16 protein-coding genes and 2 other RNA genes are annotated in these 15,395 nt (G+C 64.3%); 7 read left to right on the forward strand and 11 right to left on the reverse strand.

Features of this window, described 5'->3' with window-relative positions:
• Nucleotides 1-231: 231 nt before the first annotated feature.
• From RQH86_RS15840 to RQH86_RS15850, 3 genes are read right to left on the reverse strand one after another with little or no spacing between them, the layout of a single operon-like run.
• Nucleotides 232-1,509, reverse strand: a complete 1,278-nt coding sequence (locus RQH86_RS15840; RefSeq protein ID WP_311239068.1) for a DUF3526 domain-containing protein — start codon at nt 1,507-1,509, stop codon at nt 232-234.
• Nucleotides 1,509-2,945 carry a DUF3526 domain-containing protein gene (locus RQH86_RS15845; protein ID WP_311239067.1) on the reverse strand — a complete coding sequence of 479 codons (1,437 nt, stop codon included), beginning with the start codon at nt 2,943-2,945 and terminating at the stop codon, nt 1,509-1,511. The genes RQH86_RS15840 and RQH86_RS15845 overlap by 1 nt, the downstream gene beginning before the upstream one ends.
• A gap of 10 nt (nt 2,946-2,955) precedes the next feature.
• Nucleotides 2,956-3,696, reverse strand: coding sequence for an ATP-binding cassette domain-containing protein (locus RQH86_RS15850; protein WP_311239066.1), 741 nt, complete (start codon nt 3,694-3,696; stop codon nt 2,956-2,958).
• A 578-nt stretch (nt 3,697-4,274) separates the two neighbouring features.
• Between RQH86_RS15850 and RQH86_RS15855 the strand changes: the two genes are divergently transcribed.
• A complete protein-coding gene (locus tag RQH86_RS15855) occupies nt 4,275-6,134 on the forward strand; it encodes a M14 family metallopeptidase (RefSeq protein WP_311239065.1) in 1,860 nt (619 codons plus the stop codon).
• Between the two features lie 317 nt (nt 6,135-6,451).
• On the opposite strand, the gene RQH86_RS15860 is transcribed toward RQH86_RS15855, so the two are convergent.
• On the reverse strand, nt 6,452-7,390 hold the full coding sequence (locus tag RQH86_RS15860; RefSeq protein ID WP_311239064.1) for a LysR substrate-binding domain-containing protein: 939 nt from the start codon (nt 7,388-7,390) through the stop codon (nt 6,452-6,454).
• Between the two features lie 124 nt (nt 7,391-7,514).
• Here RQH86_RS15860 and RQH86_RS15865 point away from each other — a divergent pair, with 124 nt between their 5' ends.
• The 3 genes from RQH86_RS15865 (at nt 7,515) to RQH86_RS15875 (ending at nt 9,456) form a co-directional block, all read left to right on the forward strand.
• Nucleotides 7,515-7,916: a Rid family hydrolase gene (locus RQH86_RS15865; protein WP_311239063.1), complete on the forward strand. Its 402-nt coding sequence runs from the start codon at nt 7,515-7,517 to the stop codon at nt 7,914-7,916.
• An 88-nt stretch (nt 7,917-8,004) separates the two neighbouring features.
• The gene (locus tag RQH86_RS15870; RefSeq protein ID WP_311239098.1) at nt 8,005-8,136 is read left to right on the forward strand and encodes a hypothetical protein; all 132 of its coding nucleotides are present in this window, start codon (nt 8,005-8,007) and stop codon (nt 8,134-8,136) included.
• A 582-nt stretch (nt 8,137-8,718) separates the two neighbouring features.
• Nucleotides 8,719-9,456, forward strand: coding sequence for a DNA/RNA non-specific endonuclease (locus RQH86_RS15875; protein WP_055847762.1), 738 nt, complete (start codon nt 8,719-8,721; stop codon nt 9,454-9,456).
• 216 nt (nt 9,457-9,672) lie between these two features.
• Here the strand turns inward: RQH86_RS15875 and RQH86_RS15880 are convergent, their stop codons facing one another.
• The 4 genes from RQH86_RS15880 to RQH86_RS15895 all read right to left on the reverse strand — a co-directional run bounded on the left by RQH86_RS15880 (nt 9,673) and on the right by RQH86_RS15895 (nt 11,067).
• Nucleotides 9,673-10,008 carry a hypothetical protein gene (locus RQH86_RS15880; protein ID WP_115529022.1) on the reverse strand — a complete coding sequence of 112 codons (336 nt, stop codon included), beginning with the start codon at nt 10,006-10,008 and terminating at the stop codon, nt 9,673-9,675.
• Between the two features lie 49 nt (nt 10,009-10,057).
• Complete coding sequence (locus RQH86_RS15885) at nt 10,058-10,288, reverse strand: DUF1653 domain-containing protein (protein WP_055847756.1); 231 nt, start codon at nt 10,286-10,288, stop codon at nt 10,058-10,060.
• A 279-nt stretch (nt 10,289-10,567) separates the two neighbouring features.
• On the reverse strand, nt 10,568-10,756 hold the full coding sequence (locus RQH86_RS15890) for a hypothetical protein (RefSeq protein ID WP_311239062.1): 189 nt from the start codon (nt 10,754-10,756) through the stop codon (nt 10,568-10,570).
• Nucleotides 10,757-10,997: 241 nt separating this feature from the next.
• Nucleotides 10,998-11,067, reverse strand: a non-coding RNA gene (locus tag RQH86_RS15895) — sX9 sRNA.
• 158 nt (nt 11,068-11,225) lie between these two features.
• Here RQH86_RS15895 and RQH86_RS15900 point away from each other — a divergent pair.
• The gene (locus RQH86_RS15900) at nt 11,226-11,441 is read left to right on the forward strand and encodes a hypothetical protein (protein ID WP_311239061.1); all 216 of its coding nucleotides are present in this window, start codon (nt 11,226-11,228) and stop codon (nt 11,439-11,441) included.
• A gap of 138 nt (nt 11,442-11,579) precedes the next feature.
• Here RQH86_RS15900 and RQH86_RS15905 read toward each other — a convergent pair whose 3' ends face one another.
• A complete protein-coding gene (locus RQH86_RS15905) occupies nt 11,580-13,379 on the reverse strand; it encodes a chloride channel protein (protein ID WP_311239060.1) in 1,800 nt (599 codons plus the stop codon).
• A 121-nt stretch (nt 13,380-13,500) separates the two neighbouring features.
• On the opposite strand from RQH86_RS15905, the gene RQH86_RS15910 reads away from it, so the two are divergent.
• Nucleotides 13,501-13,574, forward strand: a non-coding RNA gene (locus RQH86_RS15910) — sX9 sRNA.
• Nucleotides 13,575-13,761: 187 nt separating this feature from the next.
• Nucleotides 13,762-14,310, forward strand: coding sequence for a hypothetical protein (locus RQH86_RS15915; protein WP_311239059.1), 549 nt, complete (start codon nt 13,762-13,764; stop codon nt 14,308-14,310).
• 30 nt (nt 14,311-14,340) lie between these two features.
• On the opposite strand, the gene map is transcribed toward RQH86_RS15915, so the two are convergent.
• Both map and RQH86_RS15925 read right to left on the reverse strand, forming a co-directional pair.
• The gene (map, locus tag RQH86_RS15920; RefSeq protein WP_311239058.1) at nt 14,341-15,117 is read right to left on the reverse strand and encodes a type I methionyl aminopeptidase; all 777 of its coding nucleotides are present in this window, start codon (nt 15,115-15,117) and stop codon (nt 14,341-14,343) included.
• Nucleotides 15,114-15,341, reverse strand: a complete 228-nt coding sequence (locus RQH86_RS15925; protein ID WP_115529026.1) for a ParD-like family protein — start codon at nt 15,339-15,341, stop codon at nt 15,114-15,116. The genes map and RQH86_RS15925 overlap by 4 nt, the downstream gene beginning before the upstream one ends.
• Nucleotides 15,342-15,395: the final 54 nt, after the last annotated feature.

A 15,395-nucleotide genomic window follows, 5' to 3' on the forward strand; every position in this document is an offset into this window, starting at 1 on the left:
CCGATCAAGAGATCGCAGCGAGCTGCATCGTTAGGCCCCGGCATACCTTCCACGACGCGCAACGCAGGCGCATGTCCTGGCGACTACTTGGAGCGGGTAAAAAACTGATAGCCCCATCGTCGGGTGAGTATGGGCGGCGCGCGTGAAACCGGAGCCTGCGAGTTGCGCAAGCCACACCGGGCATCGACCGCGCACGCCTGGCGCGGAGCGCAATTGTTTCGTTAGCCGCCCTTATCTGCCCTGCGGCGCCGGCTTGGCGGCAGCATCGAAACGCGGCGCACGCGGGAAGTCGTCGCGTGTAAACGGCCGGTCGCGGAACAGGTATCCGTAATAGAACGTACGCAATGCCTGGTGATAGGCGCGAATGCGATCCTGATAGGCCAGCTGCGCCTGCAGATCGGTGTGCGCCAAGCGCGTGAGCGCGGCCTGCACTGCCACCGGCGGCAACACACTGGCCACGCGCCGCGCGAGCGCTTCGCGGCGCAGCAAGCCCTGCCGATAGGCGGCGACCTGCGGGGCGACCTGCTGATCGCCGTTTTCGTGGAAGGCGAAATACCACTTGTAGTGAAACGCATCGGTCAACGGCGGCGAATCCGCCCACTGTGGATTGCCTGCGTAGAACCGCTGCAACGTGGCCTGGCGAGGAATATCCCAGGCATGGTTCACTGCCTCGCGTTGCAGCCGCGCGATTTCGGCGCCCTGATTGACCGGTACTGCCTGATTGATCGCCACATGCGCCAAGGCCGGCGCCACCAGCGCCAGCACCACCCAACAGGTGGCCAGCGCTGTTGCATGCGCGGCCGGCCGCCAACGGATGCGACCCACCACCACCGCCAGCAGCACCCAGAACAGCAGATAGGCGCAGGTCAGTGCCAGCACTGCCAGTTGCTGCAGCAGCGGCACCGCATTGAGGCTTGCAGCGATCGCGAACGGCACGCACAAACACGCCAGCACCGCCACCGCACGCACCACCACGCGGCGCACCAGCAAGGCGGTGCCCGCGCCTGGCAATGCCGCCAACATGCGCGCACGCCCGGCCTCGCGCTCGCCGGAGCGCAGATCGAACAGCAACGCGATCACGAACAGCGGCAACAGAAACACCAGCACAAAGGCGTAATCGAAACGTCCGGCCAGCGCCAGCTCGGGGTTATAACTGTCGCCATCGTAGATCTGCGCTTCCAGACCCAGCGCGCGTATCCGCAAGATGTACGGCGCCACATCGCGCATGCCCACTGCGGCGAAGGCCAATGGCGATGGCGTGTCCCAGGTCGGGTGGAAACTGTAGTACGCCGCGCTGCCGGCATCGTTGGAGCGCGCGACATACGCTTCCACTGCCGCGCTGTCTTCCTGTTGCAGCGGTGCGATGCGTGCGATGTTGGCGCGTTGCGCGTCGATGACGTGCTGCCCGGAGAGTAGGCTGCACACCGTCAGCAGGGTGAGCAGCAGCAATCCGGCCACGGCCGCGCGCGCGCGTAGCAACAACAGCGCTTCGTATTTCCACAGCACCATCAACGTGCCACTCCCACGCGCCGTCCGGCGGCCAGCAATATGCACAAGACAGCCAGCAGCCAGGCTGCGATCAGACCCAGCGGCGCAGCTGCCACGCCTACGACGTCGGCATTGGACGCCGGGGTAAAAGTAAAGACCGGAATGCGCTGCCAATGCGCCGACGCAATGCGCTTGCGCTGATCGGCACCGGCATCCTGCGCGGTGTCGTCGGCCATGCTCACCGCATCGGCCTGCAGCTGATTGAGCTGTTGCACCAGCGTGTAACGGTAACGCTCGGCCTGTGCGAGAAAGCGTTCGTGCGCACGCAGATCGGTTTCCGCCAGGGTCATCGAAACCTCGCGCAACGCCACCGTCGGGCTCAGCAAGGCAAACGTGCGCACCAGCAGGTTCTGCCGTTGCTGGATGCGTGCATCGCGCGCCGCGTAGCGTTCGAACAGGCTGGCGGTGAGCCGCTCGCCTTCCAGTGCCAGCAACCCTTTGTAATTGACCGGCAGGTCTTCCACCCGTTGCACGCCGTAACGCGCCAGCACCTGTTGTTTGAACTGCGCAAAGTGCGGGTCGTCCGGGTTATGGCTGTCGCCGAGCGTGCGCAGGTCGCGCTGGATCGCCACATCGGTCTCCAACCGCGTGGGCAGACGGTACGCTGCACTGGCCACATCCGGCGCCACGCGCGGCACCAGCAGGGCCAGCCACACCCACAGCGCCAGCGACACCAGCAGCGCATCGCGGCCGCGCCGGCACAGCATCGACACAGCCAACACCAAGCCACACCACACCAGCAGATACACGCCATAGGCCAGCACCAGCAGCGCGACCAGCGCCGCTTGGCCCGGCAATAACGCGATCGGTATCAGGCCGACCAAGGCCGGCAACAGACAGATGCCGGCCACGGCGGCCAGCGCGAGATATTTGCCGCCGAGCAGTTGCCGGCGCGTGGCGCCCTGCAGCAGCAACACGCGCAGCGTGCCGGCCTCCTGTTCGCGGGCCACCGCGCCATACCCCAGAAACACCAGCATCAACGGTGCCAGCACTTGCAGCACGAAGGCCGGTGTCAGTTGACCGAAGCGCACCAGCAGCGAGCTCTGACGCACATCGCCAAAGTTGGCGGTGTTCTGACGATGGCCTTCCAGAAACATGCTGTTGCCGGTGAAGGCATCCACGCCCGAATCGAACGCGGCCAGTGCCGGCAAAGGGCGATAGATGAAATGACCGTAATGCACCACCCGATGTGGGTGACGGTCCGGCTGCGCGTCGAAGGCCTGCTGCGCGGCCTGTTGCTGACGCGCACGGAATTCGGTGACCTCACGCTGGTGATGCGCGGCGGTCAATGACGCCACCAAGGTCAGCAGCATCAGCAACACCACGCCGATGGCTGCGGAGCGATTGCGGGCCATGAAACGCAGCTCTTCGCGCGCGACCAACCACACAGGACTCATGCATGCACGCTCATGCAGCGCGTTCCTGCGACCGTGCAAAGCGCGCGTGCAAGGTGCGCACATCGAAGCCGCTGTCGCCGGCGCCGAGGTCTTCGACGATGCGGCCGTCTTCGAGAAATCCAATCCGGTCGGCCACGTCCACCGCACCCAGCAGATCGTGCGTGACCATCAGCACCGCGCCACCGCGCTCGCGCACGCCGCTGACCAGATGGTTGAAGTCGGCAATGGCGCGCGGGTCCAGACCGGAGGTGGGCTCATCCAGCAACAGCACCGGCACCTGCCGCAGCGTGGCCACGGCAATCGCCACCTTCTGGCGCATGCCTTTGGAAAACCCAGCCAGGCGCTGGCTCCAGGCTTCGCGTTGCAAGCCTGCGGCCGCGAACGCCTGGCCGATGTCGGCCTGGCTGCAGCGCTGCCCTGCGAGCGCAAGCAAGTAGTCGGCATTTTCCAGCGCGCTCAGATGCTCGTAGAGCGCGACGTTTTCCGGCAGATATGCCAGCCGCGCGCGTGCCTTGCCAGGCGCGGCGACCGGGTCGATGCCGTCTACCCGCACGCTGCCGGAGACGGGTTTGACGAAGCCCAGCAGCGCCGACAGCGTGGAGGATTTGCCGGCGCCGTTGCCGCCGAGCAGCGCGTACACGCTGCCGGGCGCGATGTGCAGATTCAGCCCTTTCAGCACCGCGCGCCCGGCATAGGCGACGTGCAGATCGTGGATGGAAATCGCGGCGTTTGGCTGCAGGTTTGGGAGCATGGCATGGGGTGGGCGAGCAAATTGATACGTTATCACATAGCTCGGATTGCTTGAGTTTGTGGTTGCTGGACTGCGTTGACGCGCATGTCGGCAACCTTGTTTGAGGATGGTTCGGCGTCACACGTAACAAGCGTTGCATGAGTGGGCTTATTGCAGCATTGGGGCTTTGCGATAGCGGCGCTCAAAGCGCTTATCTGCGACCGATTGCCTGCTGGCCGACGGCCTCCTACCCCAGACCTTCTCCCAGTACAGAGGGAGCTTGGCTGCGATTGCTTCGAGGCAATCTGGTGTGCGTGCGTGGTCGCGAAGTGAGTCGGATGTGCCGTCCGTGAGATTCCAGCTGCAGTGCCGCTGCCTTGAGGGCGCAGACATATTTGTTACAATATTACGCAAACAGCACCGCGCTGCGCTCGTATTTCCAGGCATCGTCATAGCCGCCATGCAACGCGCTTGGTCAAGGCCGACAGGCTTGATCAGGACACCCGCTGTCCATCGAGCCCAATGTCCTTGCGCAGACCGCTACACCCGTCTCGCGCGTCATCACTGCAGCCTCTACCTACGGAATCACGACGCCCCACATGAGCCCCGATCCACGTACGACCGCTGTGCATCCTCCTTTGTTCGACGCACTGGCATCGCAACCGAGCACGTGCCCTGCGGTCAATCGCGCTACGCGCCGCATCAACGCTGCCTCCACCACCGTCCTGGTCGCAGCGCTATTCAGTGCCGCACAGCTCGGCGCGCAGCCCATCGATACCACCGCGCTGCTACCGCCGGTGCGCGCGTGGCAGGGTGCAAGCGAAGCATTGATTGCCGGGCCAGGCGATCCGTGGCGCACCCCGGTGGAACGCAGCGATTTTGCGAGCACACCCAGCTATGCGCAGACGCGCGAATGGCTGGAGCGCCTGGTCGCCGCCTCGCCGGTGTTGTCGCTGGAAGTGTTCGGCAAAACGGGCGAAGGGCGCGAGTTGCTGCTGGTCCGTGCGCACAAGGGCAAGCCCGGGAAGCCGGTGGTGTTGGCGCAGGCCGGCATCCATGGCGGCGAGATCGACGGCAAGGACGCGGGATTGATGCTGTTGCGCGATATCGCACAGCGCGGCAAGGACCATCTGCTCGACGATGTGGATTTTGTCTTCGTGCCGATCCTCAATATCGACGGGCACGAACAGCGCGGCCCGCTGATTGGTGCAGCACTGCGTGGCCCGCAACAGATGGGCTGGAATAGCACCACGCGCGGCCTCAACCTCAATCGCGACTATCTCGCGCTGGAAGCGCCGGAAACGCGTGCGATGGTGGCGCTGCTGCACGCACTCGACCCGGCGTTGTATCTGGATCTGCACGTCAGCGATGGGCTGGATCATCAATATGACATCACCTTTACCTACGCCGGTTGGGGCACCTACGCGCGTTCACGTGCCACCGCCGAGTGGCTGCAGCAGCGCTTCACGCCGGTGGTCAGCGACGCACTGCGCAAGCTAGGCCACTCCCCCGCCATCTACCCCAGCCTGGTCGACAAGGACAACCCGCGCTCCGGGCTGCGCAACGCGCCGGAAGGCCCGCGCTACTCCACCGGCTACGGTGACTTCGCCGGCATTCCCACCGTGCTGGTGGAAAATCACCACCTGAAGTCGTATCGGCAACGCGTGCTCGGCGATTACGTGCTACTGGAAGCGGCGCTGCAGTTGGTCGGCCGGGATGCGCATGCCATCGCAGCAGCCAAGCAGGCAGATCGCGCGGCGCGGCCGCAGGAGCTGATGGTGGCATGGGAACGCCTGCCGCAGCCGATAGCGCAGGTACCGTTCAAGGGAGTGAGCTATACCCGTGCGCTGTCGCCGGTTTCCGGTCGCCAGGAGCTGCGCTGGGAAGGCCGCGATGAAACTTGGACGATGCCGGTGATTGGCTACCGGCAAACGCAGGCAGTGCAGTATCCACTGGCGTGGTGGATTCCACCGGGCAACGACGACGTGGTGGACCTGCTCAAGGCCCACGGCATCCGCCACGAGCGTCTGTCCCAGCCACGCACACGCGTGGTGCAGCAGATCCGCATCCTCAAGGACGCCGACACGCAACAAGCGCATCCAAGCCGCGTGGAAGAAACCTTCCCGGCGGGGAGCGTTCGCGTGCCAGCCGATCAACCGATGCGCATGTTGGCCGCTGCATTGCTCGAACCGCAGAGCAGCGATTCGCTACTGGTCAGTGGGCGCTTCCGCAATGCCGGCAGTCCCGACAGCGGGCTGTATGGCACCGAGCTGGTGACTTTCACCGAAGGGCTGCTGCAACACGACGCCGCACTGCGCGCCGAATTCGACCGCAAGCTCGCCAGCGATGCCGCATTCCGCGCCGATGGCGATGCACGCCTGCAATGGATCTACGCGCGCTCGCCGTTCGCGGCGATCAGCGGCTGGCGTTATCCGGTCCGACGCGAACTGGCAGAGTAAAACAATGGAATTGGTCGTGCGTTGAACTGGCTGCGTCGTGCGCAGCGCACGATTGCATCTCTACGGTGCGTGCGTGTTCTCACGACGCGGCGCGTGCGTCCGGGCCTGCGTCGCTGCGTGCAAGTTGCAGATGAGGTCAAATCATCGCCTCGACATGCCGACTGTTGAAACGGAACGTCAGTCGTAGGAAGTGAGCTTGAACGCATACACCAGCGGCACCTGCATCAGACCCGCCAGTTCGTAGGCGCCGCCCAATTTTTCATGAGACATGAAGCAGCGCATGCCCCGCGCCATCGCTCTTGCGTAAACCGAACGCATCACGCGCGGCTCAGCGCAACCTCGGGCGCACCCACATGCACATGCGCGGCCATCAGCTCGATCACCCAATCGATGAACACCCGCAGTTTGGCGCTCACGTGGCGGTTGGGCGCAAACGCGATCGACAAGGGCATCGGCTCCAGCTGCCAGTCTTCGAACACCGGTATCAGTTCGCCGCTGGCCACGTGTGCGGCGGCCATGTACACCGGCAGCCACAACACGCCCATGCCGGCCAGCCCGGCGGCAAGATAGGCATTGCCGTCGTCGGCGGCGACGACATGCCGGCCGTGCACGGTCACCGCTTCGTCGCCGCGTTGCATCGCGTAGGGCACGGTGGTGGTGGTACCCCAACGCATGAAACCGACGCAGCGGTGGCGGGTGTTTTCCAGCTCGGAAGGATGCGCAGGCGTGCCCAGCCGTTGCAGATAACTTGGCGCTGCATACACGCCGGTCTGCAGATCACCCACCCGCCGCGCGATCAATGACTGATCGGCGATGGTGCCGCCGCGCACCACGCAATCCACGTTCTCGCCGATCAGATCCACGCGCCGGTCGCTGACGCCCATATCCAGCTGGATATCCGGATAGCGCGCATGAAACGCCGGTACCGCCGGCATCAGGATCAAGCGCGCAAAGGGGCTGGGCACATCCACGCGCAAGCGTCCGCGCGGTAGCGTCGATGCATCGGACAAGCTGGTTTCGGCATCGTCCATGTCCGCCAACAGGCGTACCACGCGCTCGTAATAGGCGGCGCCGTCGGCGGTCACGTGCACCCTGCGGGTGGTGCGGTTGAGCAGCGTCACCCGCAACCGCGCTTCGAGTTGCTGCACCAGATGCGTCACGCTGGCCCGGCTCATCTCCAGCGTGTCTGCCGCCTTGGTGAAACTGCCGGTCTCAACCACACGCGCAAACGCCTGCATCGCATCGAACCGATCCATCGCCACTCCTGCGCCAAGATTAGTTGGATTCTACAAACAGTGTTGCTCAAGGCTGCGGATTTATCGCGCGTGGCCAGGCGCTTAGGGTGGGCGTCCGTTCTGTCGCACTTTGAAGGAGAGTCCCATGGCCACACGTGACGTTGTTTTTCCGCAGGGCCGCCACGCGCTGTATGAGCGTCATCGGTATTCGCCCGCGGTGCGTGCCGATGGATTGATGTTCGTCGCCGGCCAGGTCGGCAGCCGCGACGACGGCTCGCCCGAGCCGGAGCTGGACGCAGAGATCGCGCGTGCGTTCGCCAATCTCGATGCCATCCTCAGCGCCGCCGGCTGCACATCGCAGGACGTGGTCGATGTCACCTGGTTCATGGTGAACCCCGAGGTCGTGTTCGATGCGGCGTGGGACCGCTGGGCCAGCTACTGGGGCCCGGCGCCCTACCCCGCCGTCACCGCCGTCGGTGTGACCTGGCTGGCCGGCTTCCGCTTCGAGATCAAGGTGGTGGTCAAGTTGCCGACTGCCGGTCAGTAAGCTCGTCCGACGCGCAGCATCGCGCGCTGCAGCCGGATCTGCAGCGATCGCGCTCGGTTGATGGCCGCAGCGGCACTGGCGAAAACGGATGAGTGCCGTTGATCGACTGGTGGAAAAAGCCATGGCCGTAGCACGCGCGATGGAAAAGCAGTCCGGCACGTTGACGCAGTTCCAGCTGGAGCCTGCAAGCGGACAGCACCTGGAAAGAAACGTCGCATAGCGCATCGACCACTCGAACGGCGTGCCTCACGACAGGCGCAAATGCCCCTCTTTCGCACGGACTGCGGAAGGGGAGTTTTTGTGTCTGCCGACGCGACGATGTGGTGATGCGGCGCCGTTCCCAGGCGAAGCGCTCGTGCTTGGTGGGTCGATGAGCTTCGCGGTTTGGAAACTGATCGTGTCCAAGCACCAGAGGGTACAGACGCCACTGCCGACTCTCGGCGTCCGTGGCTACCCAGACGCCAATTACGGCGTGCTTGTCGGTGCGCTGTGTGAAGTGTGAAGTGTGATCCAGTCGCGTATGCAGGTGCTCCAGGCATAACCGAAGGCTTATCACCTGCGCGACGTATGCACAAGAATGTGTGATCTCTATCGCACCTTCATCGAAAAAAATGGTGCAAGTGCACATTCCTCACGCTGACGTCACCAACGAGAAACATTTGCATGCGATAGCTGTTGTGCTCGCTAGAGACCGAGCCAACCTGTCCCCCGACCAGCGCACTTTCCGCTGAACGTCGATCTGCTCTATGAGCAATCGGCGGTGGCGTTGTGCGTCCGAACGATTCCTAGGAGATTCACTCCCATGCGCTTCAGGACCCTGCTTGCCGTTCTGCTACTCACCGGTTTCAGTGCCGCGGCCCAGGCACAAGTCGTCACCCTCAATAAGGGCGGTTACACGCTGCGCTACGACTGCACCAACCACACCGCGCTGCGCTACGAATACGTACTGCAAGCCGACACCGGATCGGCCGCGCGTCCATCCAGTTTCAATCTGGACACCGAGCTGCCCAGCGGTTGCGGCGGACAGACCACTGCGGCGTCGTATGCCAGCGTGCGCAGCGGCTACGACCGCGGCCACCTGGTGACCTCCAACCACATGGACTACAACGCGACTTACATCCGTCGCGCCAACCTGATGTCCAACATCGTGCCGCAGGTGTCCAGCTTCAATCAGGGCATCTGGGTGCGCGCAGAGAACGTGGCCGAGTGCTACCGCGATATCGCAAGCGTGCAGGTCTACGGCGGGGTGATCTACAGCGATACCAGCAACGACTATTTTCTGAGCAGCCACGGCATTCGCACGCCGGATTTCTTCTGGAAGACCATCATCACCGCCAACCCCGGCGGCGGCACGCGCGCCATCAGCTGGCTGATTCCCAACAGCGCCAATCTGGGTTCACTGGACAGCTACATCGTCAGCATCGACGAGCTTGAAGACCTGTACGGCGCCAGCACCATCGGCATCACCGCACCGGCCGCCGTCAAGGCGATGCTGCCCACCACCACCTGGCCGCAGCCGAGCAACTGCGACCTGGGCTGAGTCGCCTACGCAGGCAGCAACGACCCAGCCCGGCGGCATCGAGCTGGGTCGTTGCAACTGGTCGCGGCTGTGCGTGTGGCAGCTTGCGTACTGAGCCGACAGGTTCTTGCGAGGTTGCGCCACGCGGATATGCGCAGAGCCGTGCGGCACTGCCATCGCTGCGGTTCCGTCGCCTCTGTTGTCGATCACGCTCTGCAGCATGTTGCCGCGTGCACGCTAGTGCGCGGCATCAAGACCATCAAACCAGTCCGCATAGGGCGTGTTCTTGACCAAATGCCGAGTGAGGTCGTCGGCACCGTCGGTCCACCATACCGGGCCGCGCTCTCCCAAGGCGATCTTGGCGGCATCGACCTCGGCGCGTGCGCGCGCCAGCTGCTGCGCATCGTCGTGACGCTTGGCTGCCTTGACCGCACGACGTGCATCCATCAGCTCGGCGACCAACCTCGCGCGCACCGCTGCGCTCAGCTGTGGATCGGATGTGCGCCACAACCGGCCACGTACGATCAGGTAGCGCCCGTCGGGCGTGGTGAGCGGCGCTTTGGCCGTGCTCACGGCTGCCTTATCGGGCACATGCAAGCTACCGCATCACGACACACGCCGATCACGCCACAGGCGCAAAGCGCGGACGCATCACGCCATCCACGTCCACCTGTTGCATGAACATCGCGTACGGCCGCACCCACAGGCCGATCTCGCTGTCCAGCGGCCGATACAGCACCAGCGGCTCCAGGGTTTCACTGCTGCGCACAACGCCCAGCACCTCGTAGCGACCGCCCTTGAAGTGGCGATATTCACCCAGTGCGATTGTCGGTAATGGCGGCAACGTTTCCATGGCACTCAACAGTCTGGAAGGCTGTGCAGTGTAGGTCGGACGCTGCGTGCTTACGAGTGAGGTCGATGCGCACATGGCGGTTGCCGTATCCGCGTCCCATGCTGCACTGGGGATACCAGCGGGGCGCCACAGACGGCGAGAGGCCGATAGCGGCGTCTGGACTGTCGCAGCAGGATGCATCCGCAACAGCGGGCGGCGACATCCGCACAGCGGTGCTTCTCATCGATCACGCCCCCGCTGCACGTGTGCACGGCGCCGTGCAGCACCACGCGCCCAGGCCTATTGGTCTTCGTCGCCATCGCCATCGCCATCGCCATCGCCATCGCCATCGATGCTGTCGTCGTCATCGATCTCGCTGTCCTGCGCGGGGCCATCCTGCAGCAGATCATCGTTCTTGCCGGGCGCCTTGATCCCGGCGGGCGGGCTGGGATCGTCGATCCGGACGTTATCGTTCTCTTGAGTGCGCATGCGCGTCTCCTGTAGCAGAAAGCCGTACAGCCACCCTCCTCCCGCCGCCGTGACGCGCACGTGTGGCTTGCGCACGGCGGCGTGAGCGGCATGCAGCGTTATCACGTGCGCGCGCCGGCGAAGGCGCGGGCGCTCTGCACACAACGGTGGGCGGGCGCGAGAAGCCGGAGGGGCACACGGCCGATGTCGATTGCGATGTACCCAAATCGGGGGGCGGCTCGCCGCGCTGTGGCTTTAGAGCCGCTGACAAAACGTTGCGAGCAGTCGTCAGGTGAATGTGGACGGCACGCTCAGAACCGGCGTGTACGCATGCCTATACCGCACCGAGCACCGGCAGCGCCACCTGGCGATGAGCGCAGTCGTGTTGTTAGCCGCTGTTAAATAACCGAGTCAGCCTGGAACACAACGGTCTTGCATCCGTCCGCTGTCAGCCGCCGTAGGTACAGAACGCCCATCGGAGAACCTCCCCATGCCGAGCCTGCTCTGTGACCTGGAAGACCTGCTCGCCGCCTGGAAGGCGGAAGCGCACACCTTCGACGCCTGCAACATGCCGGCCTCCGCACTTGCCGTGCGCGACTGCCACCGCCGGCTCACCGCGCTGATGGCCGCGCATGCGCTTGCGCCACACCCATCAGACACCGCCGCGACAGCCAACGAACGAGCCAACTCGCCAGCTGCCGTGTAGTGGCACTCGCGTAGGCGCACGCGCGTCGCGGTGCACGCACTGGCCGGCGCGTGTCGCGTGGTCGTAGATGCCGCGCATCGCAGCACTGGTCGGCGCAATCCAGCACTCACGCGAGCGCACCGGGTTCGGCCCACGGCGTCAGTCGTCGCCGCTGGCCCGTTCGCCCATCAATTCGCGCTCGCGCTTTTCCAGCTCTTCGGCGTAGCGCTTGCGCACGAAGCCTTCGGACAACACGCCCAGCACCCGGCGGTCGGTATCGATCACCGCCAGTTCGTCGGCCTGCGTGGCATCGAAGACCTTCATGATCGCCACGATGTCGGTGTCTGCCAGCAACGCCGCATCGCGATGTCTGGCGTAGTCGCTCACCGGCGCATCCGGTTGCACGTTGTCGGCATACAGCACCGCCAGCGGCACCACGCCGGCATAGTGCCCCGCCGCATCTTCCAGCACCACGCGCTGGGTCGAGCCCAATGGGAAGCGCTGCCGAAACTCGCCAACGCTGATGTCGTGCGCGGTGTGGTTGGCGTCCTTGCGCATCATCTTGCCGGCCGACAGATTGCGGACCCAGCCCACGTCGCGTGCGCTGCGGATGTTTTCGCCACGCAGATGCAGCCGCCAGGTCGAGAACGAATAACCAAACACCTGACGCACTACCGTATTGGCCACCAGCACTGCCGCCATCACCGCGCTGGCCAGCACAAAGTCGTGCGTGCCCTCCAGGATCAGCATCGCCATGGTCATCGGTGCACCCACGATCGCCGCCGCCAGTGCGGCCATACCGACCAACGCGGCGCTGGTCGCATCCACCACCGCCGCGCCTACCAACAGGTTCACGGCCACTGCGAACAGGCTGCCGACCAACGAGCCCATGAACAGGGATGCAAAGAACAAGCCGCCACGGAAACCGAAGCCCAATGAAATGCCGGAAGCAATGCACTTGAGCACCAGCAGCGTGGCCAGTACCTGCAAGGTGGTGCTGCTGGTCATATCCAGGTGCAACGCGCCGTGGCCGGAGGACAGCACCTGTGGCGAGTACATCGCCAATGGAATCAGCAGCAACCCGCCGATGACCGGACGGCCCCACAGCGGCAAATTGAAGCGCCCCACGCTGCGTTCGATGCCGGCCACCAGACGCATCACAGCGATGCCGATCAACGCGCACACCAACCCCAGCGCAACGTAGATCGCGTAGTCGCGTGGCTGCAACTGGTACGCCACCGCCGCCGGTAACGAGTACGGCGCTGCACCCAGCGCGCTGGCCATGAACGCACCGGCCAATGCCGCAGCCGCCACCGGCGCCAACGCCGAGGGCGTGTAGGCGCCGATCACGATCTCAAACGCGTAGAACGCACCCGCCAGCGGCGCACCGAAGGCGCCGGCAATGGCACCCGCCGCACCGGCACCGACCAGGGTGCGCATGTCCGCGCGGCGCACCCGCAGGATGCGACCGAGCTGCGAGCCGGCGCCGGATCCCATTTGCGTATACGCCGCCTCCAACCCGACCGATGCGCCGAAGCCGTTGGACAACAAGGTCTGCACCGCAACGATCAGGTTATCGCGCATCGACATGCGCCCGCCGTGCAGCGCATTGGCTTCCACCGCATCCACCAGCGGCCGCTTGCGCCGTCGCGCCATCAACGCCACCAGGCCCACCAGCAGCCCGCCCAGCGGCAGCACCAGCAATTGCGTGGGCGTGATCGAGGTTGCCGTGCTGAGCCGCGCATCCGGCCCCAACCCGTACAACCAGGCCTGCAACGCGTGCGCGAGCCCGGCCTGCAGCACCATCAATGCCGCAGCGACCAATCCCACCAGCGCAGCCAGCCCGATAAACCACAGGTCGTTGGCACGCAACTGCCGGCGCAACCACTCGACGGGTCGGCGCAGCTGCGCGGCAGTGGACGACTGCGCAGGAAGGATATTGTGAGACTGTGGCTGCATGGCACCAGGGGGTCGCTGGATCGGCACGTCGCCAGTAGCGACCTCAACCGTGAAAATTAGAGTGGTTAACAATAACGACTGCGCAGCCGCCGAGCGGGTGTGGTGGTTGCTCGGAATCGGCATGTATCACTCGTACACTGCGGTTCTGCGTGCGCCGTCCACACCCAGCTGACGACGACTCGCTACATTTTTGCCGCCCTTAGTGTGCATCAGCTTCGCTGACCTGACGCAATCTGGCAGCCACAGCGCCCATGAGTGCTGCGCGCTGGATGCGCGATGGCCTGTGCCACATACGGGGTTGCTACAGTCAGCGGTGGCACCGAGTGACTGCAGTCCCTCGCCATACCCCGCAGCAGTAGCCGATACACGATAAGGAGCCTCGATGTTCAACCTGCTGCTGGTAGTGATCGCGATCGAAGGCGTTCTGTCGATCAGCTGGAACCGCATGTACTTCGGATGGGGATTGCCGGTGTTCCGGCGCCGGATTCCGGCAAGCCGTCAGGCACTGGACTGTTTTTCATTGGCACAGGTGGAACAGGCGCTCGATCAGTCGCGCTGGCCGGAACTCAGATTCCATCCGTTGTCCGAACATGTCTACGCGTTTCGCGAGACGTTTCTGGTGATCATCGGCCCGATGTACCCACCGATCATGCGCGGGCACATCGCAGTCGACCGCAGGCACCGCGAGATCATTATCACCGGCTACTGCAACTGGACCATGGTGTATATCGTGGCTGGGATTCTGGTCCCCGCAATCATCATCAAGCCAGGCGTAACGCTGATGTTCTTGGCGCTGCTCATGGTGGTTTATCTGCTGCAACGCAGACGGTTCATCGGTGTCGAAACAACCGTACAGACGCTGCTGCAGACCAACGCCACTCCGCTCATCCCACGCCTCCCCGACGGGTCCAGGCGCGCATCGCCAGAATGACAGCCGCCGCGTGCCGCGCGTTGCCGTGCATCACTCCACCGGGCACAGCGGCTTTTCGTCGGGCCGCAGCGTGAGCACACGCACGCCGGTGCGCGTCACCGCCACCGTGTGCTCGAACTGCGCCGACAACTTGCCATCGCGGGTGTACACCGGCCACTGGTCAGGCTGCGAACGGATCGCTGCGCGGCCCTGATTGATCATCGGCTCGATGGTGAACACCATGCCTTCCTGTAGCGTCAAACCGGTTCCTGCGTGGCCGTGATGCAGGATCTGCGGGCCTTCGTGCATCTCGCGCCCGATGCCATGCCCGCAATACTCCTTGACCACGCTATAGCCGTGGTCGCGCGCATGCCGCGCAATGGCCTGCCCGATATCGCCCAGGCGCGCACCGGGCCGTACCGCAGCGATGCCTTTCCACATCGCCTGATAGGCAGTCTGCACCAGCCGCCGCGCCGGATAGGCAACCTCGCCCACCAGATACGTCGTGCTGGAATCCGCAATAAAACCGTTCTTTTCCAGCGTGATATCCAGATTGACGATCTGCCCGCCGCGCAGCACATCGTCGGCCGACGGCACACCGTGGCAAACCACATCGTCGATCGACGCGTTGAGCACGAATTCGAACCCGTACTGCCCCTTGCTTGCAGGCCGTGCGTCGAGCGCATCCACAATCATGCGCTCGACAAAGGCATTGAGCTCCAACGTGCTGCGCCCTTCCAGCGGCAGCCGATCCAGCGCATGAAACACCTGCGCAAGCAGCTGCCCGGAGATCGCCATCAGTGCGATCTCATCCGGCGACTTGATCATGCGCGCCCTGGTTTTGCCGCGGGCGGCTTCAAGGTTTGCGGCCGCACTCCCGCCGCGCGCAGCTCCTGCGCCACGATGTCCTGGAACGAGGATTCCGGATGCATCTCGCACAACATGCCGACCTTGATCCAGAAAGTGGCCTGCGCATTGATCGACCGGCTGGTGACGGTACAGGCGCGCCGCAGTTGATCGTGCAGGTCGTCATCGATATTGACGATGCCCATGGTGGCTCCCGGCTTGGAATATACACATCGTATACGAACCGTATATTCGACGAC

It is taken from the genome of Xanthomonas sp. WCS2018Noco2-27 (assembly GCF_031843525.1).
Taxonomy (GTDB): Bacteria; Pseudomonadota; Gammaproteobacteria; order Xanthomonadales; family Xanthomonadaceae; genus Xanthomonas.

Excerpts from the sequence above, each read along its gene's own strand:
- RQH86_RS15840 (WP_311239068.1), bottom strand. The coding sequence starts at position 1,509 with ATGGTGCTGTGGAAATACGAAGCGCTGTTGTTGCTACGCGCGCGCGCG.
- RQH86_RS15845 (WP_311239067.1), bottom strand. The coding sequence starts at position 2,945 with ATGAGTCCTGTGTGGTTGGTCGCGCGCGAAGAGCTGCGTTTCATGGCC.
- RQH86_RS15850 (WP_311239066.1), bottom strand. The coding sequence starts at position 3,696 with ATGCTCCCAAACCTGCAGCCAAACGCCGCGATTTCCATCCACGATCTG.
- RQH86_RS15855 (WP_311239065.1), top strand. The coding sequence starts at position 4,275 with ATGAGCCCCGATCCACGTACGACCGCTGTGCATCCTCCTTTGTTCGAC.
- RQH86_RS15860 (WP_311239064.1), bottom strand. The coding sequence starts at position 7,390 with ATGGATCGGTTCGATGCGATGCAGGCGTTTGCGCGTGTGGTTGAGACC.
- RQH86_RS15865 (WP_311239063.1), top strand. The coding sequence starts at position 7,515 with ATGGCCACACGTGACGTTGTTTTTCCGCAGGGCCGCCACGCGCTGTAT.
- RQH86_RS15870 (WP_311239098.1), top strand. The coding sequence starts at position 8,005 with ATGAGTGCCGTTGATCGACTGGTGGAAAAAGCCATGGCCGTAGCACGC.
- RQH86_RS15875 (WP_055847762.1), top strand. The coding sequence starts at position 8,719 with ATGCGCTTCAGGACCCTGCTTGCCGTTCTGCTACTCACCGGTTTCAGT.
- RQH86_RS15885 (WP_055847756.1), bottom strand. The coding sequence starts at position 10,288 with ATGGAAACGTTGCCGCCATTACCGACAATCGCACTGGGTGAATATCGC.
- RQH86_RS15890 (WP_311239062.1), bottom strand. The coding sequence starts at position 10,756 with ATGCGCACTCAAGAGAACGATAACGTCCGGATCGACGATCCCAGCCCG.
- RQH86_RS15900 (WP_311239061.1), top strand. The coding sequence starts at position 11,226 with ATGCCGAGCCTGCTCTGTGACCTGGAAGACCTGCTCGCCGCCTGGAAG.
- RQH86_RS15905 (WP_311239060.1), bottom strand. The coding sequence starts at position 13,379 with ATGCAGCCACAGTCTCACAATATCCTTCCTGCGCAGTCGTCCACTGCC.
- RQH86_RS15915 (WP_311239059.1), top strand. The coding sequence starts at position 13,762 with ATGTTCAACCTGCTGCTGGTAGTGATCGCGATCGAAGGCGTTCTGTCG.
- map (WP_311239058.1), bottom strand. The coding sequence starts at position 15,117 with ATGATCAAGTCGCCGGATGAGATCGCACTGATGGCGATCTCCGGGCAG.
- RQH86_RS15925 (WP_115529026.1), bottom strand. The coding sequence starts at position 15,341 with ATGGGCATCGTCAATATCGATGACGACCTGCACGATCAACTGCGGCGC.